Origin of the sequence: Acinetobacter sp. YH18001 (assembly GCF_013416975.1) — a bacterium.
GTDB lineage: Bacteria > Pseudomonadota > Gammaproteobacteria > Pseudomonadales > Moraxellaceae > Acinetobacter > Acinetobacter pseudolwoffii.
Genome location: NZ_VPEU01000005.1, coordinates 43,499 through 68,521, shown reverse-complemented (window position 1 = coordinate 68,521; position 25,023 = coordinate 43,499). Strand labels below are relative to the sequence as shown.

Below are 25,023 nucleotides of genomic sequence, written 5' to 3'. Positions count from 1 at the left end.
CTTATTTTACAATGAATGCTGGTGCAGAAAATCAAGGGTGCGAATAAAGGTTTGCTGACTCTCTTTTTTGCCCATAAAAAACTGGTATTCATGAATCAGCCAGGCCTTAGATTCCGGATAAAATACCTCGGTCACTGCAATATTCCGGGCCTTGAGTGTCTCTACAAAAGGTAAGGACTGAGTATCGGTCAGAAAGTCTTTATTACCGCCACTGATGAACACCGGCGGATAAGCATTTGAAATATGCTGGATCGGGGAAATCTGCTTTAAAAATTCGACATCATCTTTCTGGTCGCCCGTATAAGCCTGTACCAGATTATAAACGCCCCATTCGACCATTTTGATTTCATCCGGTGCTTTTTGCACAAAGGCCTGTAGATCGTAAATACCACAATGCAAAATCAAGCCTTTGAGCTGCATTGGCTGAATATTTGGACTGAAATTGGATTGTTGTGAAAACTCTGGATTGGTCAACAATGCGGCATAATGACTGGCCAGATTGGCACCGGCAGAATCTCCGGCTAAATACAGTTGTGCTGCATCAATGTAGTAGTTCTCGGCATGCGTGTTGATAAATGCCAACGCCTGATTAATTTGCTGAAGTTGACTCGGATAAGTCACCTGCGGCGCAAACTGATATTGTACAGAAATCACGTTATAGCCTTGCGCCGCCAATAGCTTAAAATAGCCGCGGGCATGTGCCTTGGAACCTGAAATCCAGCCACCGCCATGAATCCAGACAATGGTCGGTCTCGGGCCTAGATTCTGAATATTCTGCGGTTGATATAGATCGAAGCTTAAATCCTGTAGCGGCTGGTACACGATATTGTTCTGTACCCGAACAGTTTCAGGAGCATAACGATCCATCACTTTTTGTTGTAGGCCCGTGGTCATATTGAAGGCACTGGCAATTAGCCTGCTATTTTGTACGGTATTCTGACAGCCCGCTAACATCATCGAGCTGACCAGCACAAGATTTACCGCGATATATCTCACAATTTCAATTTCCCTATATTGATAAAAATCAAGCGCAGGCAGTTTAACTGAAATGCTCAAAAACCAAAAACTTAATCCAGTTCGTTCTGGCAGCAGAGGTGAAAATCCCCAGTTTTTTGCTCGGATTTATTTGCCCATTTCTTTACAGTTTTATGTGAATAATAGTTGTAATTTAATGAGTTTTTTCATTTTTTTAGGTTTTGCAATTGCACCTGTAGAGTCACTGTGCTATCAATGAATCAGAAGCGAACAATAAACATTTGGAGTAAAAAAATCATGGCCTATCAGCATATTTTAGTTCCGGTAGACGGCTCAGAAATTTCTTTTTCCGCAGTACGACATGCTGCAAAAATTGCCAAAGCATTTGGTGGCCAGCTTTCCCTGATCAGCCTGATTGCAGAAGATCCTTTTACTGAAGCTGATTTCTATTACAGCTCATCTATCATGAAGGAATATTTTGTACAGGCGCATGCCAATGCCAAAAATGCCCTGAAAGAAGCCACTGCGATTGCAGCGACTGAAGGTATTGAAGCTCAGTCACGGATCGTCACAGGTCTGGTCAATGCCGAACACATTGCCAAAACTGCTGATGAAGTAAAAGCAGATCTGATTGTTATGGGTTCTCATGGCCGTAAAGGCTTCCAGAAAATGATTCTGGGCAGCTTTGCACAGGATGTTTTAGGTGCCAGTGAAACTCCGGTTCTGATCGTGAAAAAATAATCAAAGCTTTGCGCATCTTCAAGGTGCGCATTACCCAGTTTTCTATATTTGATTTCAAACCAAACCGTACGTTATGGAGATTCACCCACCCAAACCCTATTCTCCTTACTGCAATAATAAATATCAGGAAGCACCATGAATAATTATGATCATCTTCTCGTAGCACTCGATGAGTCCTCGATTTCCTATGCTGCCGCAGAACATGCCCTCGAACTGGCCAAAGTATTTCATAGCCATGTCACCTTACTCAGTGTCATTGCGGTTGACCCTTTTAAGGGCGTAGATTTTTATAAAGTTGCTCCAGCAGTCACAGATTACTTTATGCATGCAGAACAAAATGCGCTTGATCGCTTAAATGACCTGAAACAGAGCTTTGTTCGTGAAGGCATACAGGTCACGACAAAAATCCTGCATGGTATGGCACCTTCAGAAGGAATCTTACAGGCTGCAAATGAATCACCGACTGATGTCATTATTATGGGTTCACATGGCCGTAAAGGTTTGCAAAAACTCATGCTGGGCAGTGTGGCGCAAAATGTGCTGGCACTTTCTGATATTCCAGTACTGGTGGTCAGACAATAACAGGTATTGATGAAAGCCTGAGCTGAGCAGGCTTTTAGCGAAGCTTTTGATTCAGCTCACTCAAGAAGATTTCTGCATCAAGCTGGCTTTGAAATACTTTCTTGTATTCCCCGACCTGCTGAATGGAATGCGGCGTATATTGAATGGAGATTTCAAGTAAGCCATTTTCAGGATTCTTGCTGACATGTACGGCAATAATATGCTGGCTATTTAAATAAAAACCATCTTCAATTTTCACTAACATATCTTGGACAACCTCTAGTAAGCGAATCTGTAGATCCCTTTACCTAGCTTACAGCTTAATAAATAAATACTCTTTTCCGTATAATCATACTGTAACACCCTTTGGTACTTACCTAAGCCTTTAGAGAAATTCAACTGTATTTAAAGCCAGCGTTTGAAATAAACAGGAAATAAAAAACCGGATCAGGTCGATCCGGTTTTTTATGAATATTGATGTTATACGCTGAGCATACTATTGAGTGTCTCAGACACGTTTTTAGATTTAACCAGTGGTTTTAAGGTTTCAAGCTGTGCTTTCACTTCACTGCGTTGCGGTTCTGCCAAGGTATACCAGCGTGACAATACCTGTAGCAAACGTGAGCCTACAATCGGGTTTTTCTCGTCCAGATATTTCGCCAGACCAATAAAATGCTGTACGCCAAAGCTCCAGGTATTGACTGGGTTGGCATTCAAACCACCACTGACTGCACGAATACGGTTAGGCACCGCCAGATCATAATCTGGATGCTGGGTCAGATACGCAATGGTTTCGTCCGTTGCTTTTGGATGGGCTGCCTGAACCATAAACCATTGGTCTAAAGACAAGGCTTCATCTTCAAAGCGGCTGTAGAAATCGGCTAGAGCTTCTTGTGCTTGTGGTGCATCATTCCAGACCAAGACTTTCAGTGCACCCAAACGTTCAGACATATTCCCCGTGTGATATTGCTCATAGGCTAAATCAAAGGCAAATGCATCTCCCTGACGAGCCATCATCGTGAGCATGATATTTCTTAAAGCACGCACACCCATCGCTTGCGAGAATTCAGATTGCAGATCAGGATCCAGATTGAGATAAGTTTCTTTCGCTGTTTCACCAAAGGCACGTGCCAAAGTATGCAGCAAAGCCTCACGCTTTTCCTGAATCATGACCGGATTATAATCCTGATCAATACGGCTACCTAAATAACCTTCCGACGGTACATCAAACAAACGTGATGCCAACAGCGGATCTTTCTCAATCACATCCGGCAAGGTATTAAGCATGGCCTCGATATAAATTTCTGCAGGCTGATCATCCAGCAAGATACGCTCGAGTAAAGTTTGAGTTGCTTGCCACTGGTTAAAACCATTCGTTTCATATTGCAACAGGAAAGCCAGTTCTTTTTCTGAATAGTCAAAGTCCAGATTCACTGGTGCAGAGAAATTACGCAGCAAGGACACTACCGGTTTTGCTGTCACACCGCTAAATTCGATCGTGGCTTCATCCTGATCAAACAGATATACCCCATCTTTGACGCCATTTTCAAAGAGTGCCTCAGAGTTCAGCGTTAACTGCTCACCGCTTTCAGCATCAAACAATGCCAAAGCGACTGGAATGGGTACGGCTTTCAGATTTGGATATTTAGCATGGGTTTTCAGGCTTTGTTTCAAGCTGAGGCGATAGATTTGTGTCTCTACATCATATTCAGCTTTTGCTTGAAGTTTAGGTGTACCCGGCTGATTGTACCAGGTCAGGAAGTTTGAAAGCTCCACACCTGAACCTGCTGTCAGTGCAGCCACCCAATCCTCAACTGTTACTGCTTGACCATCATGACGGCGGAAATATTCATCGGTTCCTTGACGGAATTTTTCCTTACCGAGCAAGGTCGCCATCATGCGGTTAATTTCAGCCCCTTTTTCATAAACAGTGGCAGTATAGAAGTTGTTAATTTCTACAAAATGATCTGGACGCGGCGGATGTGATAGCGGCCCTGAATCTTCCGGGAACTGATGTGCTTTCAGAACTGCTACATCATCAATACGTTGTACCGCAGCCGACTGTAAATCTTCCGAGAAAGACTGGTCACGGAACACGGTCAAGCCTTCTTTCAAGCAGAGCTGGAACCAGTCACGGCAGGTAATCCGGTTACCAGTCCAGTTATGAAAATATTCATGGGCAATCACCGACTGTACCCGCATGATCGCAGCATCAGTGGTAAATTCTTCATCGGCGAGCACACATGAGGTATTGAAGATATTCAGCCCTTTGTTTTCCATGGCACCCATATTAAATGCACTGGTCGCCACGATCATGTAATTGTCGAGGTCATATGGCAGGCCATAATGCTCTTCATCCCAACGCATGGAATGTTTTAGCGCTTCCATGGCAATCTTGCATTTTGGAATATCTTTTTCTTCTGCATAGATTTCCAGTGCCACATTGCGGCCTTCTGACGTAACATAGGAATCTTTCATCACCGCCAGATCACCAATTACGCAGGCAAAGAGATAACTTGGCTTTTTGGTCGGGTCCTGCCAGATGGCGTAATGACGGTTGGCATCGACTTCACCGGTTTCCAGCAGGTTACCATTGGCGAGTAAAACAGGATATTTCTTGTCTGCTTCGACACGTGTGGTAAAGACCGACAACACATCCGGACGGTCTGGATAGAAGGTAATTTTACGGAAACCTTCTGGCTCATTTTGGGTTACAAACAGATCTGAACTGGCCTGATACAGACCTTCCAGCATAGTATTGCTTTCCGGATGAATTTTCACCACGATTTCAAGCAATACCTGATCAGGTGCATTGGCAATCAGCAGTTGCTCAGCATCCAGACTGTAGTCACTGGCATTGAGTATTTGACCATTTAACTGAATCGATTGCAGTTCCAGATCTCGTCCGAGCAAGACCAGATCACCGGCAGTTTGACGCTGCATCTGCAGTTTGCTGCTGACCAGCGTATGATCCGCATAGACCTGAATATTCAGCTCGATAGAATCGACGATAAAGGAGGGTTTTTGGTAGTCTTTTAAATAAATGGTTTGATCCGCTTCGATCACCGGGTTTGCCGCAATATTCATGTCCTGTCCTAATCTTTATCTTATTCGACATTGTTCATGTCAAAATCATACGCCAAGTTTTAAACGCTGTCTGTGCATTTGTATTGTTCGCTCTAATATGGGCATTGTACGCACCACTTTCAATGCATTTTGCCTAATTGTGCAGCATTCGATTAAGCTTAAGAAATATCTATGCCAAATAAACAGCCAGAATCATAATTTCTTACATTATTATAAACATTTGATTTAAAGATATATATTGATATCCAAATTACACTTCACAAATACAGATTAAAAAATAAGCACACTTCTTGCTAGAGTTAAGCTGTATTTCCCCGCCCTTAAAATTAAAGAATAATGATAACCATGAGGTGAGCCATGTACTTAAAAAAACATATTGTACGAATGGAAAATATCAAAACCCTGCAAACACTGGATCAGGCCAATATTGACCATAAAGTCATTGCACTCTTGATGAGCTGTGAAGGTATTCCTCTTCAGGCACATGAAGTGACTGCCATTCTCAACAGCTACGATGCCCTCGGTACCAAGAAAGTTCCATCTAAAAAAGTTCAAGCCTTAATTCACGCCAAACATCGCGGACAACAAGACGAAACCTTACCATGCCCAGTCTAAAACCCGTCATTTCATGTTTTTAAGATCAGAGCTACTTCGGTAGCTCTTTTCATGTGCGCGTGTATTTTTTGCTGACGTAAAATAGCATCAGTCAACTACATTTGCCTCGCATCAGCGGTGTATAATCAAATGCCCGTCCATTCTAAAGTTGCTCGCGCCCATGGTATTCAGTGTTCTGCAAAAACAGCTTGATGAAAGCACCCACTGCCCGCTATGTAAGGCATCGATGTATTGGATTGAGGCGGAACAGTATGATCAGGAGATGAGTTACCATGAATGCAGCCATTGCCAACATCAGCTTCATCCAGATCAAAAAAATAATTGTTATTGCGCACAGTGTCTGGCCCAGCGTAAACGCATGCTCAAGGAAGTCCGTTTACAGGAAAATCGTCTCTATCATAAAAAACAGGACCGGCCGGTTCCTGAGCTCAATCAGCTCAGTTTTATCAATAAACTGTTTTTACTTTCGATTTTAGATGAACAAGTACAGGAATATAGCCAGCACCGCGAATATATCGACTGGCATCATATTCGCTATTTTTCCATCAGTCCGAACTATCTGTTTCAACATGGTCTGATCAAAAATATGCTCAGAGAACAGATTTTAATTCCCAAAGATGTGCAACAGGAAAATCAGCACTATTATATTAATGTACGTCTGGATGGCTATTCTGAACCGAGCCTGTTCAGCATTACCCAGCAACTACGCAACTGGTTTTATCAGAACCTGAGTCAAGGTGTGCCCTTTAAAAGTGCAGATGAAGTCAAAGATGCCCTGTATTGTCTGCTATATGAGGAGATCATTCAGTTTGTGCAATTTTACTGTCGTAGCTGGAATGTGCAGATTGCCGGAAATCAGAGCTTTCAGACCTTTTGCTATCGCCTTTTAGATGTCTTGGCAGTGGGACAGATTTATTATCTGGTACAGACCGCACTGGAATATCTATATAAGCAAAAAGCGCTTAAAACACGCAATGAAAATTTTATTAATACCAATCTGCTGAAAAAAACCTTACAACAGTATCGGGAACGTTCTGTCACGGAAAAATGGGAAACCTCCACCCTGCCACGCCCGCCACAACTGGCCTTCAGCAAGATGAGTGAAATCCTGTTTTATCGCTTCCTGGGTTACGATGAGAATATTTTCTTTCAGCCGGTCTGGCGCTCATGGCATAAAATTGAACCGCGCCTGAAATTTTATTCGCAGAAACGTTGTATGCACTGCGGTTCACAGGAGCTTTCGGTGGATTATGATGCCAGTGACTATGTCAGCCTGTTCTGCCGTAGCTGTAAGCATCAGGACCATTATTTTACCCGCTGAGCGAAGATACGACTTAGATTCCTTTTTGACAGATGATCATTATGAATACTTCTACGCAAGCACTACAGCACACGCTTCTGGATCAAATCTGCGAGGCATGGTTAAAGTTACAGCAACATCAGCCATTGGTGCATATCATGACCAATGCCGTGGCCAGTAATTATGTGGCCAATGTGGTGCTGGCTGCCAATGCTTCCCCCGCCATGATCGATAATCCTTTTGAGGCCGAAAGCTTTGCCAAAATTGCAGCTGCGATCAATCTCAATCTGGGTACACCGACCACCGAACAAGTACAGGCCATGCACATTGCTGCGGAAACGGCACATCGTCTGAAAAAACCATGGGTACTGGATCCGGTTGGTTATGGAACGGTACTGCATTGGCGCTCGAATACGGTAGATCAGTTACTCAATTCCCATCCGACAATTTTACGGGGCAATGCCTCTGAAATTGGTGCTTTGGCTGGCAAGCGGATCGAATCCAAAGGTGTGGACAGTACCATCAATAGTGCCGATGTTTATTTACAGGCACAAAGCTTATTGGCGCATTGTGACTGTGTCGCGATTTCCGGTGAATCTGATTACATCATTTCCAGAGATTATCCGGTAATACAAGTATCAGGCGGATCATATTTACAACCGCGAGTCACGGCCACCGGTTGTGCACTTGGTGCACTGATTGCAGCCTATAGTGCTGTAAGTTCTCCCGCAATCGCAGCACTCGCTGCACATGTGCATTTTGCAATTGCAGGTCAACGGGCTTTTGAACGTGCGCCACAGCTTGGCAGTTTTAATGTGGCTTTTTTGGATGAAGTCCATCAACTTAATACTGAAAGCATCCGACAATACGCCAACTTTCAAATTTTGCCGGGAGCAGTTTAGTTTGCTAACAGCTTTAAGGGATGTTTGCAGGTTTGCATAGACCTGACACCCCACTTTTAGCTGTACATCGCTCACATTTTCTACTAATTTCTGAAGAGATAGGTTGTTTCTGAATCCTACGCTGAAACTATTTTGAGCATAATCGGTGGTTAACTGAACAGGCTTCATATAACTTAATGTAATTTATCTACCGATTTCCGCCAAAGAGATCAAAATTTTGTTTGATCTGTTTTTGCATGATCCAACTGAAATCATATGAATTATAATTTAATTATCCAGCAGGATTTGAATGTTACTTTTAAGCTTTAATTAACAGGCTCTATTGATCAATATCCAGTATGTGATTCTGCTTATGCTGCATTACGAACCTGACTATTAGACTTAAAACTCTAGTGCAATATCAGGCCATTCAGCTCAATATCCAACTTGAGTGATAGTCTGCATCGAATGATAAAAAATCTGTCTGAACAATGACCTCACTTTGTTTTTAATAAGGACATTTGAGAAAAGATGCATTAAAAAAAGTCAGCTGCCACTAGAGCAACTGACCTTCAAGATTTGAACAAAGCAAGTGTTTAAAACAAGCGTTTAAGCCGCGTAATGAATACTAACTGATTTGATACGATTGCTTTCAATTTCAGTGACTTTGAACTGTACACCTTGATAATCCAATTCAGTACCGACTTCGACCACACTGTTGGTTTTATCCAAAATCAGACCCGCAACACTGATATAACCAGCATCTTCATCAATCAGATCAATCATGCCGAGTTCAAGCTCAAGCTGATACAGATCCAGCATACCTGAAGCGATCCAGTGAGAATCGTCAATTCTGACCAAATCAAGTTGTTCGTCTGCATCCGGGAACTCACCGGCAATGGCTTCAAATACATCTAGTGGTGAGATCAGACCCTGTACATTACCAAACTCGTCGCTCACCAAGACCAAAGAGCCTTTAGAGGTACGCAAAGTATTGATCGCATCAATAACTTTCATCTTTTCAAAGATATAAATTGGACGATGGCGTTTGATCAGGGCTTTTAACTCTTCCGGTTCTTCCAGCACATCCAGTAATTCCTTGGCACGTACGATGCTAATCACCTTATCCAGGCTGCCACGACATACCGGAAACAGGCTGTGGGGAACAGATAGAATTCTTTCACGGATCTGTTCCGGGCTATCCTCTAGATCGACCCATGAAATCTGACTGCGCGGTGTCATGATCGAAGCGACTGAACGCTCTGCAAGGGTCAATACCCCGCCAATCATGTAACGTTCTTCATCTGCAAAGGCTTCTTGAGCTTCATTTTTGTCAGTATCAGTGGTTTCCAGCTTGCCGCCCATTAACTTCAAAATAGAATCAGCCGTACGATGACGCAAAGGAATCTTAGATTCATGCTTTGCTGCATTACGCTGGCCGAACTGGTTGAACGCTTCGATCAAGATCGCGACACCAATACCCGAGTAGATATAGCCTTTTGGAATGTGGAAACCAAAACCTTCTGCAATCAGACTGATACCAATCAAAAGCAGGAAGCTTAGACACAGAATCACCACGGTTGGATGACGGTTTACAAAACTGGTCAATGGTTTCGATGCCAGTAGCATTACACCCATCGCAACAATCATTGCAGCCATCATGACGTAAATATTGTCGACCATCCCAATTGCAGTAATCACTGAATCTAAAGAGAATACAGCATCTAAAACCACAATTTGGGCAACAACAGCAGTGAAACTTGCATAAACCACCTTAGTGGTCAATTTGACTTCAGGCTTACCTTCTATCTTTTCATGTAACTCTGTGACGGCCTTATACACCAAGAACAAGCCACCAAATAACAAGATCAAGTCCCGACCGGAGAAGGTCCAGTCAAACAGGGTGATCAACGGCTGAGTCAAAGTGACCAGCCAAGCAATGGCAAACAACAGGCCCAGACGCATCAATAATGCGAGTGAAAGACCGATGACACGAGCTTTATCACGTTGTTCAGGAGGAAGTTTTTCAGCCAGAATGGCAATAAAGACTAGGTTATCAATACCTAAAACGATTTCAAGAATAATAAGAGTAATTAAACCTACCCAAATTCCGGGATCTAATAAAAATTCCATTAGAGAACTACCCCGTTCGAGTAAGCTAGAAATAGAGATGGAAGATCAACGCACGGCGAGGGATCCATTAAATTTAACCTATGTAACTTAAGACCATTCCATTATGCATAAACTGAGTATTTTGTAATGTATTAATTTATAAAAAAATTACATGATTATGATTTTCCTTAGACTTTTTTCATTAATCAGTGTGTATAAAACGCATTAAACTTAATTTTTTCTTCACAAATTATTTTACTTTAATTAAAAATATGCAGTAATTACCATTCATTAGCTCAAACACTTTTAAAGTGAACTAAAAATTCAGCCATCAAATATATACCGATTAAAAAAGCAATCAGTTAAAATAGAGCTTGAAATTTTTGATGGGGAAATTCCTCCACATAACTGCATGGATCCATCAGCAAAATTGTCTGGTTGATTAAAATCAGAGTGATTGCATTTTGGCCGATAAGCGAATCATGCTGTCGAATGACAAACGATTGCGGAAAATGATTCCGCCTCAGAAATATACAATTAAGTATTAATTTTACACAAAATATTATTGCCTTTCATCCGATTTAAAATGGCCATTCTCTGTCCTGAATCAGCGCATATGCAGAACTGCTCGACTTCTGGGGCTATTAAGAAAAACTAAAAAGTGCAATCTCTTTAACATTTTTAAAATAAAGGTTGAAACATGCATAAACTTTTTCATAAAATGGACGGGCCCTAGAAAAATAAATACAAGGAACATTTCATGACTAAGAAATATGCAAAATTTTTACCGTGTACGGAAGAATTTAATTTAGAAAACTTTCCCTATTATTGGGTTACTCAGGTTCATGCTCAATATGTACTTAATGTCGATCACGCACTTAAAAAATATGGTGTCGACAATTCGCGCCGCCGTATCCTTCTTGCCTTAAAATCCAAACCGCGTGCGAGTGTATCCGACTTATCAGAGATGGTCGTATCTAAAATGTCGACCACCACTAAAATTGTTTATCGCTTAAAAGATGAGGGTCTGGTTGAGACTTATTCATGTGAAGATGATGCACGAATTACCCGGGTATTTTTGACCGAAAAAGGCATGAAAATGACACATAAGATCAATGATCTGACCAATATAGTACTAGAGCAGTCATTTGAAGGCTTGACGCCTTTGCAAATTGAAAAAACCATGGAAAGTTTACGTCATATTTTTAAAAACCTGGCTCGTTAAAAGCCCTACTTTTTATTTTTAAATAGACGCTGGCGAATTGGCATACTTTCAATAATAAATAATTCACCGGAGCTTTCTAAGAATCAAAAAAGTTCAGTTGTGGGCTGGCTTTTTTGATTTTTTCTTTGGGGACATGTGAACATTCAAACTCTTCTTCCGGAAAGCCGTGTACAAAACTCCGAATATCCGGATGACTCAGTGTCAGCCATTCTTGTAGTCGCTCATGTGGAATTACGATCACCGAACGTTTGATATTTCCAGGCTCATGAAATTCTTTCATCATCGGATGGTCAATGGCATCCATCGTAATCATGCTGGCAGATCGTACAATTTCCCCTTGTACTCGTGTAATCTCATATACTGCCGCAATAAAAGTCGCCTGACCATCTTGACGTCTTATACCCCAACGCTGTGGTTTATTGTCAAAATATTTGGACTCATAAAACTCGGCAACAGGAATGACCCCAAAATGACATTTGGCAGTGGCTTCAGCAAAGGTTGGCTTTTGCAATAAAGTTTCATTTCTGGCGTTATAGGTCTTGGTAGCTATACTTTTATCTTCTGCCCATTTTGGAATCAGGCCAAAATTTACCGACCGCCATTCCAGTCCTTGAGCTGAATGAAATAACAGCGGTGTAGCATAATTGGGATAGACCTCTTCCGGATATTCAAAGGGAATTTCGGGCAACCCCAGATTATGCAATTGTTCTAAGCTTAAAGGTTTAAAGTTGGCACACATGGCGGATTAATGTAAATCATTCGACCACTCGATTATAACCTGATGTCTGAGCCAAACCTGTAATATTGATATAGATTTGAGTATCATGAATTCGGTATGGTCAACCAGTGTGTCCGGGTAAACTCCTCAAAAATCCAGCGACCATTAAAACGTCCGAGTCCTGAGTTTTTCTCGCCGCCAAAGGGTGCATTAGACTGATCTGCAACACTGATCCCGTTAATATGGGTCATGCCAATATCCAGTTGTGCCGCAAAAGCGCTGCCGCGTTCGATATTTGATGTACAGACTGCACTGGACAAACCGAACTCTGTTGCATTGGCCAGATTTAAAGCATGGGCCTCATCACGTGCTTTTAAGATCGGTAAAATCGGACCGAAGCTTTCTTGTTGTGCTAAATCAGAATCGGCTGCGACGTTAATGAAAATATGCGGATAGACCAGATTTCCTTCAATTCCGCCCTCATATACCAGCTGTGCGCCCTGCTCGCTGCCTGTCTGAATGATCTGTTGATGCTTTTTGACCTGACTCCGATTAATGATCGGCCCGATGATGGTATCTTCCAGATTCGGATCGCCCACTGGAATCATTTTGACCCGATCCAGAAGCTTATCCACATAAGCATCATGAATAGATGCATCGATAACAACCCGATTGGTGCTCATGCAAATTTGTCCCTGATGCATAAAACGCCCCATCAAGGTCAGTTCAACCGCCAGATCAAGGTCGGCATCATCCAGAATCACCAAGGGTGCATTGCCGCCCAGTTCCAGTGCCAAACGTTTGATTCTGGAACTGGCCAGAGCTTTACTGCCGACACTTTTCCCCACTTCAGTCGAGCCGGTAAATGAAATCATTTTTGGTACTGAATGCTCGACAAAATAATCCCCGATTTCACTGCCAGCACCAGCAACAATATTCAATGCACCTGGAGGCAAACCGGCTTCTTCAAATAATTTCCCGATTAATGTACCGCCAGTCACCGGCGTATCACTGGCTGGTTTCAAGACAACCGTATTACCACAGGCAATCGCTGTCGCCACTGAACGCAAGGACAGATGAAATGGAAAGTTCCATGGACTGATGACTGCAATCACGCCTAAAGGTTTACGCAAGACCAAACTTTTCCGTACTGGATCTTTGCTTTCGAGCTGTTCAGTTTTCAGCTGATCTGGAAATGCCAGACTTTCCTGAATAATCCCCAAGGCAGCATCCATTTCAAGGCCGGCTTTAATGCGCGTACTGCCTGATTCAATAATCAGCCAGTCAATGATTTCTGCACGGCGCTGCTGAATAATATTAATTAAATTTTGCAATACTGTTTTACGGACTCCAATGGAATTCAAAACACCCTGTTGAAAAGCCTGTTCTGCTGCCGTATACGCACTGTCTACATCGACAGAGCTGGCAGCTGCAAGACTCATAATTTCGGTTTGGGTAAAAGGATTGATATTTTTTATGATTTTGGTTGAAGTTCCATGTTGCCACTGACCATGAATAAACTGCTGGTCTAAGTCCTGATATACCGTCATCATTTTATTGTTCCTCGCAAGCTTTGCTCCACTTTAAGAGTTCAGCTGAAAAATTTCTAGTCAGAAAGACAGCCGCTTACCATTAGACAATAAAAAAGCCTCCGAAGAGGCTTTTTTAAGTTAGACGGGATTAGTCACCTGTATAACCTTTTAACTTTAAACGTGCTGCATGTAAAAGTGGCTCGGTATAACCTGATGGCTGTTCACCACCTTTAAAGATCAGGTCAGACGCTGCCTGGAATGCAATATTGTTGGCAAAGTCTGCAGACATTGGCGTATACAACGGATCATTGGCATTTTGCTGATCTACAATTTTCGCCATACGCTGCATCACTTCTTCTACTTGCTCATGGCTTACCACACCATGACGCAACCAGTTCGCCACGTGCTGCGAAGAGATACGTAAAGTCGCACGGTCTTCCATTAAACCGACATCGTTGATGTCGAGTACTTTAGAACAACCTACACCTAAGTCTACCCAGCGAACTACATAGCCCAAGATCCCCTGACAGTTATTTTCAAGTTCTTTGGTTTTCTCTTCTTCAGACCAGTTAGTGTCTGTTGCTAATGGTGGCGTTAACAAGTCATCTAGAGATAAAGGCTGAGTCGACAATAGTTCTTGCTGACGGTCTGCAACATTAATTTGATGATAGTGAATCGCGTGAATCACCGCACCTGTAGGTGATGGAACCCATGCACAGCTCGCACCTGCTTCAGGATGTTCAGTTTTGGTTTTGTACATGTCAAGCAGCATGTCTGGCTTTGGCCACATGCCTTTACCGATTTGTGCTTTGCCACGTAAACCTGCTTGCAGACCGATCATCACGTTACGGTTTTCATAAGCCGGGAACCAGATTTGGCCTTTTACTTCGCCTTTACGAACGAATGGACCAGCTTCCATAAAGGTATGGATTTCATCACCGGTACGGTCCATGAAACCTGTATTGATGAAGATGGTACGATCTTTGGCTTGTGCAATACAGTTCTTCAAGTTCACAGAAGTACGGCGTTCTTCATCCATAATCCCGATTTTTAAAGTTTTTGCAGGTAAGCCTAGTGCCTGTTCTGCACGTTCAAACAATTCAACGGCAAATGCCACTTCTTCAGGACCGTGCATTTTCGGCTTAACGATATACATTGAACCTTGACGCGAGTTCTTGATGGTGTTTTCACCTTTGATGTCGGCAAAAGACAACAATGGAGTGATCAATGCATCCATGATGCCTTCATAGATTTCTGCGCCATCTACCAGAATCGCAGGGTTCGTCATTAAATGACCAACATTACGTAGCAACATCAATGAACGGCCGTGAACTTTAGTTTCACCACCTTCTACATTTTTGAAAGTACGGTCTTCATTCAGTTTACGGGTAACAGTTTTACCGTTTTTCTCAATAGACTCCTCTAAAGTACCTTTCATTAGGCCTAACCAGTTACGGTAGCCTTCTACTTTCTCTTCAGCGTCAACAGCTGCAATCGAGTCTTCCAAGTCCTGAATGGTCGTAACCGCAGCTTCAAGAACTACATCTTTTACACCAGCGGCATCAGTTTGGCCAATCGGGCTGCTGGCATCAATTTGCACAATAGCGTGCAGGCCATTATTTTTAAATACGATTTCAGTTGGTGCTGAAGCTTCGCCATTGTAACCAACGAATTTAGCCGCATCTGCCACAGTTGTTTTTGAACCATCTTTTAGGGTAACAACCAGTGCATTAGCTTCAACTGCGTATTGAGTTGCGTCTGCATGCGAACCTTGTGCGAGTGGGAAAGTTTCGTCGAGGAAATTCTTGGCAAATGCGACAACTTTTTCACCACGTTTCGGGTTATAGCCTTTGCCTTTTTCCGCGCCATCTTCTTCAGAGATGACATCGAAACCATAAAGTGCATCATACAAAGAACCCCAACGTGCGTTTGCAGCGTTCAGGCAGTAACGTGCATTACGTACCGGTACCACCAACTGTGGACCTGCCAGTACTGCAATTTCTTCGTCTACATTTTCAGTGCTGATTTGAAAATCTTCTACTTCTGGTAACAAGTAGCCAATTTCAGTCAAGAAAGCTTTGTAAGCTTGTAATTCAAATGTGTTATTGCGGTGCCATTCATCGATTTTCGCTTGAATGTCATCACGCTTAGCCAAAAGTGCTTTATTTTTAGGGCTAAGATCAACAACGACTTGTTCAAAGTTTTTCCAGTATGTTTCGCTGTCTAAACCAGAACCTGGTAGTGCTTCATTTTCGATAAAATCGTAAAGTTCTTTAGCAATCGCTAACTTGCCTTTTTGAATACGTGCAGTCATTGTCTTTCCTGATATTGCTACTTTTTATACAAGAGATTCTAGTATACCGATTAAAATCTAGCTGAATAGTATTATCAAATTGCTAAATACTGAGCATTTTTCATAATATGAGTACCCTCATAAACATATCAGACGTCGCTCAGCCGCATTGAGATATCATTCTGCTAAATACCCTAATGACAGTGTATAAAGTTTTCGAAATGTAGAAATTAGACTTAAGTTCAGATTTTCGAGTAAAAATTATGCATTCTAGTTATACACGATCATATTTAGATCAAGATTAAGCCATGTTTGGCCCTAGTTGTCGATCAATTACCTGCTTATTTTTATAAAAAAGCGCCAGTCAATGACCAGCGCTTTTATTCTGCTTCCTACTCACTCGAGATAGTTTTCTGAATCTGACGATGTTCAGAATTCAGATATTCATCCGACTGCATTTCCAGTAAACGTGAACGCGTCCGTTCAATTTCAAAGACCAGTTTTTCACCTTGGTAAATATCAATAATATTATCTTCCGAGGTCAATAACAGTTTGACACCACGGTCATAGAACTCATCGACCAGATAAATAAAACGGCGCGTCCCATCATTGAGGAAATCGGTCAGGTGCGGCACATTACTGACTAAAACCGTATTATAAATATTGGCAATTTCAATAAAGTCAGCCGGGCTACGTGGTTTTAGACACAGCTCAGAAAACTCGCACCACAATACATCTTCGGTATGTGACACAGTTTCCACAATACGGTTATTGATGATAATCGGCTCTTCAGAGCAGGTTTGCGTCTGAGTCAAAGCGCTGAAACGTTGCGCAATCCAGTTTTTATGATCATGGGTTAATGGGAATTTGAATAACTGCGCCTGTTTTAATACGCGTAAACGGTAATCGACGCCGGCATCGACGTTTAACACCACACAGTTTTTCTTGACCAGTTCAATCGTCGGCAGGAAACGGTCACGATGAATCCCGTTTTTATACAAACCATCTGGGGCAATGTTCGAAGTTGCAACCAAAGTAATCCCGCGTTCAAATAGTTTCTGGAACAGATCACTCAGAATCATGGCATCGGTGACATTGGATACAAAGAACTCATCGAAACAGATAATCACCGCGTCTTTATAAATCTGATCCGCGACCAGATCCAGCGGATTACGCTGCCCAGAGAGCTTATTTAATTCACGATGCACATGCTGCATAAAGTGGTGAAAATGCATCCGGGTTTTACGGCGAAATGGAATCGAATCATAAAACTGATCCATTAACCAGGTTTTGCCACGACCCACACCACCCCACATATACACGCCATTGGGAGAAGTCTGACGGCGAAAACGGCGAAAGGCTTTTTTCGAGGCCTTAAAACGCTGAATCAATTCCAGCCAGACACGATTCAGTTCATGTACTGCCATTGCCTGTGCATCATCAGGCATAAACTGTCCCGAAGATATTGCTTGTGCATAACGTTCTGCAGGAGAAATCGGACTAAAGGCGGTGCTGTGCTGTGAATTAAAATCGGACATAGAGTTTCGTACTATTTGGGATCAATTTAATTATAGCGGAGTTTAATCAACACACTATAACACTTTGGCATAAACAAGCTTAGGCTATTTCACATATTGCCGAGGGCTTTGCCCAAACCAGCGTTTAAAGGCATGGTTAAAAGCAGCCGGCTCGGAATAGCCCAACAACTCTGCAATCATTTCAATTGAATACTGTTTATATTCAATCAATCGCAAAGCCTTATCTTTAATAATGTCTTCGCGAATCTGTTTATAACTGGTATCGCACTGCTGTAACTGATGCCGCAAGGTTCGCTCCGGAATATTTAGCGCCTGCGCAGTTTCGGCCATGCTCGGCATCAAACCACTTTGTATTTCCAGATAATCCTGAACGCGCTGCACCACTGTCGGTGTCTGCTCATCCTGTTGCAAACGTTGCAATTCAGCAAAACACTTGGCTTCATACAGCGCAAAGGTCACCGTATCCGCAGACGGAATTTTAATATCCAGAACTGCTTCATCAAACCAGAATGCCGCACTTGGTGCATCGAACTGAACCTGTGTCCCATAATAATCATGATAGACTTTTAAGGTATTCGGCTCTTGCGGATGGGCAAATGGTAACTCGATCCGTAAATCAGGTTTGGACAGGCCCATCATTTTGTAGATATCACGGATAAACTTGAAAGTTCCCGAAATCTCCGCCTGTGCCAGCAACACACCCAAACCATCTTCCAGATTTTTCGGTCGATAACACAGCGCGCTATGATGCTCGCTTTGTTGCAAACCCAATTGTCCTGTCAAATGCGTCAACTGTTGAAAGCGGATCACCTGATGCAGCGCATCACGTACCGTCGGACTGGTAACCAGTAACATCAACAACGGACCATAACCTGCCAATGCATAATGCTGGCCAATCAATAATCCCTGCTCAGCTTCGATTTCCTGCCCTACCACCTTAAGTACATCATGTTCCAAACTCGGATGAATAATCGAGCCAGGATCAAAGGCATCGACACGCAGTCCAATGTTTTGCAGCTTCTGATCGACGTCTATGCCCGCCTTGCGCATCCCTTGAATCAAATACATTAGACTGAGAACAGAACGTTTCATAACCATACAAATACAATGTGATAGTCTTAGTTGTACTATAAAAATAAGTGTACTGCTATTGCCGTTTAGATCAATTTTAGGTCTAATCTTTTATCAGTGAATGATGATAATAATCTCTTATTAAAATAAGCAAGGAATGCAATGATGCTGGAAAATACAAGCGCCACCCGCTCGCCACCCTTTACCAAAGTCGCCATTATTGGCGCCGGTTTTGGCGGTATTGCCATGGCAATACGTTTACAGCAGCAAGGCATCCATGATTTTATTCTGCTGGAAAAAGGCAATGAATTTGGTGGAACCTGGCGAGACAACCAGTACCCTGGCGCAGCCTGTGATGTGCAGTCACATTTATATTCCCTGTCATTTGCGCCGAAAAGCAACTGGTCAAAACGCTATGCCGAAGCACCCGAGATATTTTCCTATATTCAGGATCTGGTAAACGATTATAAGCTGCGTGCTTTCTGCCGCTTAAATACCGAGGTACTGGCTGCGCATTACCAGGCAGAGCGCTGTCTGTGGCAATTGCAGTTACAAGATCAAAGTATCCTGGAGGCCCAATTTGTCATATTTGCTTCAGGGCCTTTGCACATTCCCCAGATTCCACCTATCCCCGGTATTGAGAAGTTTCAAGGGAAAGTCTTTCATTCTGCACAATGGGATCATACTTATGATTTAAATGGAAAAAATGTCGCATCGATTGGCACAGGTGGCAGCGCCATTCAATATGTTCCGGAAATTGCCCCACAATGCAAACAACTCTATGTCATGCAACGTACTGCAGCCTGGATCATTCCTCGCGATGAACGTGTCTATCACCATCTCGAAAAGACACTATTTGAAAAATATGACTGGTTCCGAAAACTGCACCGTGCCCGCTTATATTGGTCAAATGAATCGCGGGTCATCCCCATCGTTAAACCCGGCATCATGAAATACACCCAGAAACTGGCAGAACTGTTCATCAAATACCAGATTAAAGATCCTGAGTTAGCTCAAAAACTCACTCCGGATTACATCATGGGTTGTAAACGTATTCTGGTTTCCAATAGCTATTTCCCGACTTTTAACCGCAGGAATGTAGAACTGGTGACTGAAAAGATTCAGGAACTTACTGAAAATAGCATCATTACCCAAGATGGTCAGGAGCGGCCAATTGACTGTCTGATTTATGGCACCGGGTTCATTACCGATCCACGCATCTATATGAAGAATTTTCAATGTACTGGGCTGGATAATCTACAGCTCAATGAGGTCTGGAAACAGGGGGGTGAAAGTTATTATGGAATTTGCATGAAAGGTTTCCCAAACCTGTTTCAATTACTGGGCCCAAATACCCTATTGGCACACAACTCTGTGATTTTTATGATTGAGGCACAAGTTGACTATATCTTGCAGCTCATGCAGCGGGTCGATCAATCACATAGCGATGCCATTATGGTCAAAGAGCAGGCGCAAGATACATTTAATCAGCAGGTGCAACATATGTTTGAACAGACCGTATGGCAATCTGGCTGTGTCAGCTGGTATCAGCAGGAAGGTGGCAAGAATTTTGCCTTATGGCCGACTTATACCTGGAAATACTGGCTGAAAACCAAGAAACCCAATACCGCAGATTATCGATTATTCAATAAAGTTAGCTAAAAGCTTTTCACCATCTAGCATCAAGCGATGGCATAATTTAAAGATAATTTTTTCAATCTATTAAACTTATGCAATCGCTTTGGCTCATCTTTCAGCTTCTTCTCTGTTTGGCACTCGGTTTTGCTTTGGCGAAACGGATTCCAGTATCGCTGATTAAAATCTGTTTCAAGCTCTTACCTTATTTCAGCTATGTGTTACTGATTGCGATTGCCTTTGAATTCTCACAGCTTGTGGATGAATTACAGCATCCCCTACAGATTCTGAGTACATCCATCAGCATTGCCTTTCTGACATCACTCGGTGCTTTTGCTATTTGCTATTTGCTGTTCAAGTGGGCTGGTTTTCTTCCCAGTTCAGGCAGAATATCCCTTGATCTGGTAATTAAATCCTTACTGAATATGAGTTATGCTTTTTTGGCACTCGCAGGCGGATACTTTTTACATGCTGGCTTGAGTCTGTTTGATCTGTCCTTACACATTAGCACCTGGCATTTGTTACTGGTATTTATGTTTTTCATTGGTTTAGATCTGGCTTATTCGCCACTGGATCGTTCTTGGTTAAATATCAAAATTCTTCTGGTTCCGATCGGTTGTATCTTCGGTTCATTATTCGCAGTTATGCTGTATTCATTCTGGAACACACAGATTGGCCTGAAAGATTTGATCATGCTGTCACAAGGCTATGGATTTTACTCAATGTCAGGCGTTGTCGTGACCGAGCTTCGAAATGCAGAACTCGGCAGCATTGCACTAATGAATGACCTGTTTAGAGAAATTTTTGCCATCTTACTGATGTATTGTATGGGCTGGAGATACCCGAGATCTGCCATTTCCGCAGCAGGTGCAACTGCAATGGATGTGACTTTACCGATGGTTAAGCAGGCTTGCGGTCACGATTTTATTCCGCATGCTATGGTCAGTGGATTTATTTTGTCACTGTTAGCACCAGTCATGGTGAGTGTACTGGCAGCGATTTAATTGCTTTATTGCTTTCTCAATCTCCCTAAATCTCTCTTTTCTAAAGAGGAACTCTCCTTCCTGACTAAGTTCTAAAGCAGGATTTTAAAACGAAGCACAAGCAAGAAGGGCTGACTAAAAACTTAAATCAATATCACTTAAGGCATCGCCTACTGTTTCAATAACATCCGAAGCAAGGCTGATGGCATCAGATGCCAAACTGACCACATCGATCCCTGCTGTCCAATCTGCTGAGCTTGCCTGCTGTTGTTGCTGTTCTTGTTGCTTAAGCTGTTCCGCCTGTTGAACATTTTGAATCACGTCATTCTGTTCTTTTTCTAATTGTGGTTCAGATGAAGTCATCATTTTTCCTTTTTATTTTATAACCATTTTTTTCAATATATAAAAAAAGCCTTTCGACTGAAAGGCTTTTTGTCATTCAAATCATATTAAAGCGTTGCCAAAATATCTTTTAAAGTCTGACGCATATTCTTAGACTGGGTAATAGGACGGCCAATCACCAGATGAGTCGAGCCATCCAGCATCGCCTGTTTCGGTGTCACAATACGCTTCTGATCATCGGCATTTGAGCCTTCAGGACGAATACCGGGTGTTACCAAAGCAAAGTCTTGGCCTAATGTTTCACGTAACATTTTTGCTTCTTGAGCTGAACACACCACCCCATCCAGACCACTGTCTTTAGTCAGTTGAGCCAGACGCTTTACATGCTCATCCGGATCAATATCCAGACCAATATCCTGCAGGTCTTCACGCCCCATGGAAGTCAGCACTGTCACAGCGATAAGCTGGGTTTTATAGTTACCGGCCTGTAGACGTTCCACACAGGTTTCCATCATTTTCCGGCCACCAGATGCATGAACATTGACCATCCATACACCCAAATCAGCTGCCGCACAGACAGCCTGTGCCGTCGTATTTGGAATATCATGAAATTTCAGATCCAGAAAAACATCAAAACCTTTATCTTGAAGTGCTCTGACAATGATTGGACCTTCATGGGTAAATAACTCTTTACCAACTTTTAGTCGACACAAGGCAGGATCTAGCTGTTCTGCAATGGCTAAGGCATCAAATTGGCTTTTGGCATCTAGTGCAACAATGATACTCAAGAGATTATCCCTTCAAATAGGCAAAAAATAAGCCCATTATAATGGGCTTTGATTTTCATTGGTAATATCTAATACAGTTTTTTCATGCCGGGTATGGGCTGCTGCTTCAGCGGCCATCAACTTGGCGGTATTTAACTGTTCTTTACGCAGATGTTCAATGTCTTTACGTAGTCGTTTAATTTCCCAATTGTTCTGGAAAACACGGAAGATTTGAACGCCCAATAGCAGACCTAAAACCACACCTAGACATAGGGTGAGGAGAAGCAATAATCCCAGACGCATTGCAGGAACTTGAGTAAATAACAAGTCCACGGACAATTCGGTACCATTTTGCAAAACCAAAGCCAATGAATAGCCAAACAGCACCAATAAAAGAACGACCAGAACGTAACGCATGAACACCCCGTAAATATTTACAATTATTTATTTGCAGATTCGTTTACAGCATCACGAAGGGCCTTACCTGGCTTAAAGTGCGGAACTGCTTTTGCAGCCACTTCTACAGATTTACCAGTTTTAGGGTTACGACCCACGCGTGGCTCACGATGATGCAATGCAAAACTACCAAATCCGCGAATCTCGATACGATTGTCAGATGATAAAGCTTCTATCATTTGATCAATCATAATTTTAACCGCTTCTTCCACTAAAGGCTCGGCCAAATGCGGATTTTTTAATGCAATGCGCTCTATTAAGTCAGACTTATTAAGTGCTTCAGTAGTCATCTGCGACCTCTTTAATTATCAAGCTACTTGGGATCTATTTCCCGATAATAACCTGTTTAAATACAAAACGGTAGCGCAATAATTAAATACTACGCTACCGTTTACAGTATTTGTATAAAAAGTATTAGTTAACTTACATTAACAATACAATTCAAACGTCTACTTAGTTGCCCATTTGAGCTTTGATCAGGTCACCAATCGTCTTAGGACCATTGTCTTGACCAGCAGCTGGCGCTGTTTTCAAGTTAGCAACTGCTTCTTTCTCTTCAGCTTCGTCTTTCGCTTTGATAGACAAGTTGATTGCGCGAGATTTACGATCAACGTTGATAATCTTCGCTTCTACTTCTTGACCAACTTCAAGGAACTTAGTTGCATCTTCAACGCGATCGCGGTTGATTTCAGATGCTTTCAGAGTCGCTTCAACTTCATCAGCTAACTTAACAGTCGCGCCTTTCGCATCAACTGCAGTTACAGTACCTTTAACCAACGCACCGCGTTCGTTAGCAGCAAGGAAGTCATTGAACGGATCGTTGTTCATTTGCTTGATGCCAAGGCTGATACGGTTACCTTCAGCGTCTACAGAAAGGATAACAGCTTCAACAGTGTCGCCTTTCTTGTAACGACGAATCGCTTCTTCGCCTTGTTCGTTCCAAGAAATATCAGACAAGTGAACTAGACCGTCGATACCGCCTGGTAAACCGATGAAGATACCAAAGTCAGTGATAGATTTGATCGTACCAGAAACTTTTTCGCCTTTGTCGTGGTCTTTAGCAAACTCTTCCCATGGGTTAGCACGAGTTTGTTTGATACCAAGAGAAATACGACGACGCTCTTCATCAACTTCAAGAACCATAACATCAACTTCATCACCGATCTGAACAACTTTAGATGGGTGGATGTTTTTGTTCGTGTGATCCATTTCTGAAACGTGTACTAAACCTTCAACGCCTTCAGCGATTTCAGCGAAACAACCGTAGTCAGTCAGGTTAGTTACGCGCGCTTTAACGATTGAACCTTTAGGGTAACGGTTCATGATCGCTAACCATGGATCTTCGCCAAGTTGTTTAAGACCTAGAGAAACACGGTTACGCTCGCGGTCGAACTTAAGTACTTTAACAGTAACTTCTTGACCCACTTCAACAACTTCTGAAGGATGCTTGATGCGTTTCCAAGCCATATCAGTGATGTGAAGAAGACCGTCAATACCGCCAAGGTCAACGAATGCGCCGTAGTCAGTAAGGTTTTTGATTGTACCAGTAACAGTTTGACCTTCTTCAAGCTGAGCAAGAAGAGCTTCACGGTCAGCTGAAGATTCAGCTTCCATAACAGCACGACGTGAAACAACAACGTTGTTACGTTTAGCGTCAAGTTTGATTACTTTAAATTCTAACTCTTTGCCTTCTAGGTGAGTCGTATCACGAATAGGACGAGTATCAACTAAAGAACCTGGAAGGAACGCACGTACTGGACCGATGTCAACAGTGAAACCGCCTTTAACTTTACCAGAGATAACACCAGTAACGATTTCGCCGTCTTCAAAGATTTTTTCAAGTTTAGTCCAAGTCTCAGCGCGTTTAGCTTTTTCGCGAGAAAGAACAGTTTGACCCATACCGTTGTCAAGCGCTTCAACAACTACGTCTACAGTGTCGCCAACTTGAACTTCAAGTTCGCGCTGTTCATTTAAGAACTCAGCACGGTCAACAACGCCTTCAGATTTAAGGCCAGTGTCAACAGTTACCCAATCAGAGTCAATGCTTACTACAACGCCCTGGATAACTGCACCCTTTTCAACGTTGAGGTTTAATTCACTTGCTTCAAAGAGGGCTGCAAAAGATTCGGTCATGATATTTCCGATAAAGTCAGCGGTCTTGGATCAGACAAGGCCGGTTTAATTAAGCATC

At 42.5% G+C, this 25,023-nt stretch carries 22 protein-coding genes; 8 read left to right on the top strand and 14 right to left on the bottom strand.

The window, feature by feature from the left end; translation table 11 throughout:
• Positions 1–6: 6 nt before the first annotated feature.
• Entirely contained in the window at positions 7–957 is a 951-nt protein-coding gene (locus tag FTV48_RS03240; RefSeq protein ID WP_218944654.1) for an alpha/beta hydrolase, read from the bottom strand.
• 315 nt (positions 958–1,272) lie between these two features.
• On the opposite strand from FTV48_RS03240, the gene FTV48_RS03235 reads away from it, so the two are divergent.
• A complete protein-coding gene (locus FTV48_RS03235) occupies positions 1,273–1,716 on the top strand; it encodes a universal stress protein (protein ID WP_179999385.1) in 444 nt (147 codons plus the stop codon).
• Between the two features lie 135 nt (positions 1,717–1,851).
• Entirely contained in the window at positions 1,852–2,298 is a 447-nt protein-coding gene (locus FTV48_RS03230; RefSeq protein ID WP_005097283.1) for a universal stress protein, read from the top strand.
• Positions 2,299–2,332: 34 nt separating this feature from the next.
• On the opposite strand, the gene FTV48_RS03225 is transcribed toward FTV48_RS03230, so the two are convergent.
• Together FTV48_RS03225 and pepN are read right to left on the bottom strand one after the other, a co-directional pair.
• Positions 2,333–2,542, bottom strand: coding sequence for a hypothetical protein (locus FTV48_RS03225; RefSeq protein ID WP_004278836.1), 210 nt, complete (start codon positions 2,540–2,542; stop codon positions 2,333–2,335).
• 215 nt (positions 2,543–2,757) lie between these two features.
• Positions 2,758–5,364, bottom strand: coding sequence for an aminopeptidase N (gene pepN, locus FTV48_RS03220; RefSeq protein ID WP_179999383.1), 2,607 nt, complete (start codon positions 5,362–5,364; stop codon positions 2,758–2,760).
• 357 nt (positions 5,365–5,721) lie between these two features.
• Between pepN and FTV48_RS03215 the strand changes: the two genes are divergently transcribed.
• The 3 genes from FTV48_RS03215 (at position 5,722) to thiM (ending at position 8,181) form a co-directional block, all read left to right on the top strand.
• On the top strand, positions 5,722–5,979 hold the full coding sequence (locus tag FTV48_RS03215) for a hypothetical protein (protein WP_005097289.1): 258 nt from the start codon (positions 5,722–5,724) through the stop codon (positions 5,977–5,979).
• 160 nt (positions 5,980–6,139) lie between these two features.
• Complete coding sequence (locus FTV48_RS03210) at positions 6,140–7,300, top strand: hypothetical protein (protein ID WP_179999381.1); 1,161 nt, start codon at positions 6,140–6,142, stop codon at positions 7,298–7,300.
• Positions 7,301–7,332: 32 nt separating this feature from the next.
• Positions 7,333–8,181 (top strand): hydroxyethylthiazole kinase, encoded by an 849-nt coding sequence (gene thiM, locus FTV48_RS03205; protein WP_179999379.1) that lies wholly within the window; start codon positions 7,333–7,335, stop codon positions 8,179–8,181.
• 588 nt (positions 8,182–8,769) lie between these two features.
• Here the strand turns inward: thiM and FTV48_RS03200 are convergent.
• Entirely contained in the window at positions 8,770–10,293 is a 1,524-nt protein-coding gene (locus FTV48_RS03200) for a TerC family protein (protein WP_005097293.1), read from the bottom strand.
• A gap of 739 nt (positions 10,294–11,032) precedes the next feature.
• Between FTV48_RS03200 and FTV48_RS03195 the strand changes: the two genes are divergently transcribed.
• Complete coding sequence (locus FTV48_RS03195; protein ID WP_179999377.1) at positions 11,033–11,497, top strand: MarR family winged helix-turn-helix transcriptional regulator; 465 nt, start codon at positions 11,033–11,035, stop codon at positions 11,495–11,497.
• 76 nt (positions 11,498–11,573) lie between these two features.
• Here the strand turns inward: FTV48_RS03195 and FTV48_RS03190 are convergent, their stop codons facing one another.
• From FTV48_RS03190 to FTV48_RS03170, 5 genes are all read right to left on the bottom strand, one after another.
• The gene (locus FTV48_RS03190; RefSeq protein WP_005097295.1) at positions 11,574–12,236 is read right to left on the bottom strand and encodes an SOS response-associated peptidase family protein; all 663 of its coding nucleotides are present in this window, start codon (positions 12,234–12,236) and stop codon (positions 11,574–11,576) included.
• A gap of 83 nt (positions 12,237–12,319) precedes the next feature.
• A complete protein-coding gene (locus tag FTV48_RS03185; protein WP_005097297.1) occupies positions 12,320–13,768 on the bottom strand; it encodes an aldehyde dehydrogenase family protein in 1,449 nt (482 codons plus the stop codon).
• Between the two features lie 127 nt (positions 13,769–13,895).
• Positions 13,896–16,061: a malate synthase G gene (locus FTV48_RS03180; protein ID WP_179999374.1), complete on the bottom strand. Its 2,166-nt coding sequence runs from the start codon at positions 16,059–16,061 to the stop codon at positions 13,896–13,898.
• A 371-nt stretch (positions 16,062–16,432) separates the two neighbouring features.
• On the bottom strand, positions 16,433–17,578 hold the full coding sequence (gene zapE / locus FTV48_RS03175) for a cell division protein ZapE (protein ID WP_005097301.1): 1,146 nt from the start codon (positions 17,576–17,578) through the stop codon (positions 16,433–16,435).
• A gap of 84 nt (positions 17,579–17,662) precedes the next feature.
• Complete coding sequence (locus FTV48_RS03170) at positions 17,663–18,670, bottom strand: AraC family transcriptional regulator (RefSeq protein WP_005097302.1); 1,008 nt, start codon at positions 18,668–18,670, stop codon at positions 17,663–17,665.
• A gap of 141 nt (positions 18,671–18,811) precedes the next feature.
• Between FTV48_RS03170 and FTV48_RS03165 the strand changes: the two genes are divergently transcribed.
• Positions 18,812–20,311 (top strand): flavin-containing monooxygenase, encoded by a 1,500-nt coding sequence (locus tag FTV48_RS03165; RefSeq protein WP_373683524.1) that lies wholly within the window; start codon positions 18,812–18,814, stop codon positions 20,309–20,311.
• A gap of 68 nt (positions 20,312–20,379) precedes the next feature.
• The gene (locus FTV48_RS03160; RefSeq protein ID WP_179999371.1) at positions 20,380–21,288 is read left to right on the top strand and encodes a lysine exporter LysO family protein; all 909 of its coding nucleotides are present in this window, start codon (positions 20,380–20,382) and stop codon (positions 21,286–21,288) included.
• 114 nt (positions 21,289–21,402) lie between these two features.
• On the opposite strand, the gene FTV48_RS03155 is transcribed toward FTV48_RS03160, so the two are convergent.
• From FTV48_RS03155 to rpsA, 5 genes are all read right to left on the bottom strand, one after another.
• Positions 21,403–21,630, bottom strand: coding sequence for a hypothetical protein (locus FTV48_RS03155; RefSeq protein WP_100329616.1), 228 nt, complete (start codon positions 21,628–21,630; stop codon positions 21,403–21,405).
• Positions 21,631–21,716: 86 nt separating this feature from the next.
• The gene (pyrF, locus tag FTV48_RS03150; RefSeq protein ID WP_179999369.1) at positions 21,717–22,397 is read right to left on the bottom strand and encodes an orotidine-5'-phosphate decarboxylase; all 681 of its coding nucleotides are present in this window, start codon (positions 22,395–22,397) and stop codon (positions 21,717–21,719) included.
• A gap of 36 nt (positions 22,398–22,433) precedes the next feature.
• Positions 22,434–22,793, bottom strand: coding sequence for a lipopolysaccharide assembly protein LapA domain-containing protein (locus tag FTV48_RS03145; protein ID WP_179999367.1), 360 nt, complete (start codon positions 22,791–22,793; stop codon positions 22,434–22,436).
• A 23-nt stretch (positions 22,794–22,816) separates the two neighbouring features.
• Positions 22,817–23,122, bottom strand: a complete 306-nt coding sequence (locus tag FTV48_RS03140) for an integration host factor subunit beta (protein WP_005097312.1) — start codon at positions 23,120–23,122, stop codon at positions 22,817–22,819.
• Positions 23,123–23,285: 163 nt separating this feature from the next.
• Complete coding sequence (gene rpsA / locus FTV48_RS03135) at positions 23,286–24,965, bottom strand: 30S ribosomal protein S1 (protein ID WP_005097313.1); 1,680 nt, start codon at positions 24,963–24,965, stop codon at positions 23,286–23,288.
• Positions 24,966–25,023 lie beyond the last annotated feature (58 nt).

Coding starts and splice junctions, on each gene's coding strand:
- FTV48_RS03240 (WP_218944654.1), bottom strand. CDS start 957: ATGATGTTAGCGGGCTGTCAGAATACCGTACAAAATAGCAGGCTAATT.
- FTV48_RS03235 (WP_179999385.1), top strand. CDS start 1,273: ATGGCCTATCAGCATATTTTAGTTCCGGTAGACGGCTCAGAAATTTCT.
- FTV48_RS03230 (WP_005097283.1), top strand. CDS start 1,852: ATGAATAATTATGATCATCTTCTCGTAGCACTCGATGAGTCCTCGATT.
- FTV48_RS03225 (WP_004278836.1), bottom strand. CDS start 2,542: ATGTTAGTGAAAATTGAAGATGGTTTTTATTTAAATAGCCAGCATATT.
- pepN (WP_179999383.1), bottom strand. CDS start 5,364: ATGAATATTGCGGCAAACCCGGTGATCGAAGCGGATCAAACCATTTAT.
- FTV48_RS03215 (WP_005097289.1), top strand. CDS start 5,722: ATGTACTTAAAAAAACATATTGTACGAATGGAAAATATCAAAACCCTG.
- FTV48_RS03210 (WP_179999381.1), top strand. CDS start 6,140: ATGGTATTCAGTGTTCTGCAAAAACAGCTTGATGAAAGCACCCACTGC.
- thiM (WP_179999379.1), top strand. CDS start 7,333: ATGATCATTATGAATACTTCTACGCAAGCACTACAGCACACGCTTCTG.
- FTV48_RS03200 (WP_005097293.1), bottom strand. CDS start 10,293: ATGGAATTTTTATTAGATCCCGGAATTTGGGTAGGTTTAATTACTCTT.
- FTV48_RS03195 (WP_179999377.1), top strand. CDS start 11,033: ATGACTAAGAAATATGCAAAATTTTTACCGTGTACGGAAGAATTTAAT.
- FTV48_RS03190 (WP_005097295.1), bottom strand. CDS start 12,236: ATGTGTGCCAACTTTAAACCTTTAAGCTTAGAACAATTGCATAATCTG.
- FTV48_RS03185 (WP_005097297.1), bottom strand. CDS start 13,768: ATGATGACGGTATATCAGGACTTAGACCAGCAGTTTATTCATGGTCAG.
- FTV48_RS03180 (WP_179999374.1), bottom strand. CDS start 16,061: ATGACTGCACGTATTCAAAAAGGCAAGTTAGCGATTGCTAAAGAACTT.
- zapE (WP_005097301.1), bottom strand. CDS start 17,578: ATGTCCGATTTTAATTCACAGCACAGCACCGCCTTTAGTCCGATTTCT.
- FTV48_RS03170 (WP_005097302.1), bottom strand. CDS start 18,670: ATGAAACGTTCTGTTCTCAGTCTAATGTATTTGATTCAAGGGATGCGC.
- FTV48_RS03165 (WP_373683524.1), top strand. CDS start 18,812: ATGATGCTGGAAAATACAAGCGCCACCCGCTCGCCACCCTTTACCAAA.
- FTV48_RS03160 (WP_179999371.1), top strand. CDS start 20,380: ATGCAATCGCTTTGGCTCATCTTTCAGCTTCTTCTCTGTTTGGCACTC.
- FTV48_RS03155 (WP_100329616.1), bottom strand. CDS start 21,630: ATGACTTCATCTGAACCACAATTAGAAAAAGAACAGAATGACGTGATT.
- FTV48_RS03145 (WP_179999367.1), bottom strand. CDS start 22,793: ATGCGTTACGTTCTGGTCGTTCTTTTATTGGTGCTGTTTGGCTATTCA.
- FTV48_RS03140 (WP_005097312.1), bottom strand. CDS start 23,122: ATGACTACTGAAGCACTTAATAAGTCTGACTTAATAGAGCGCATTGCA.
- rpsA (WP_005097313.1), bottom strand. CDS start 24,965: ATGACCGAATCTTTTGCAGCCCTCTTTGAAGCAAGTGAATTAAACCTC.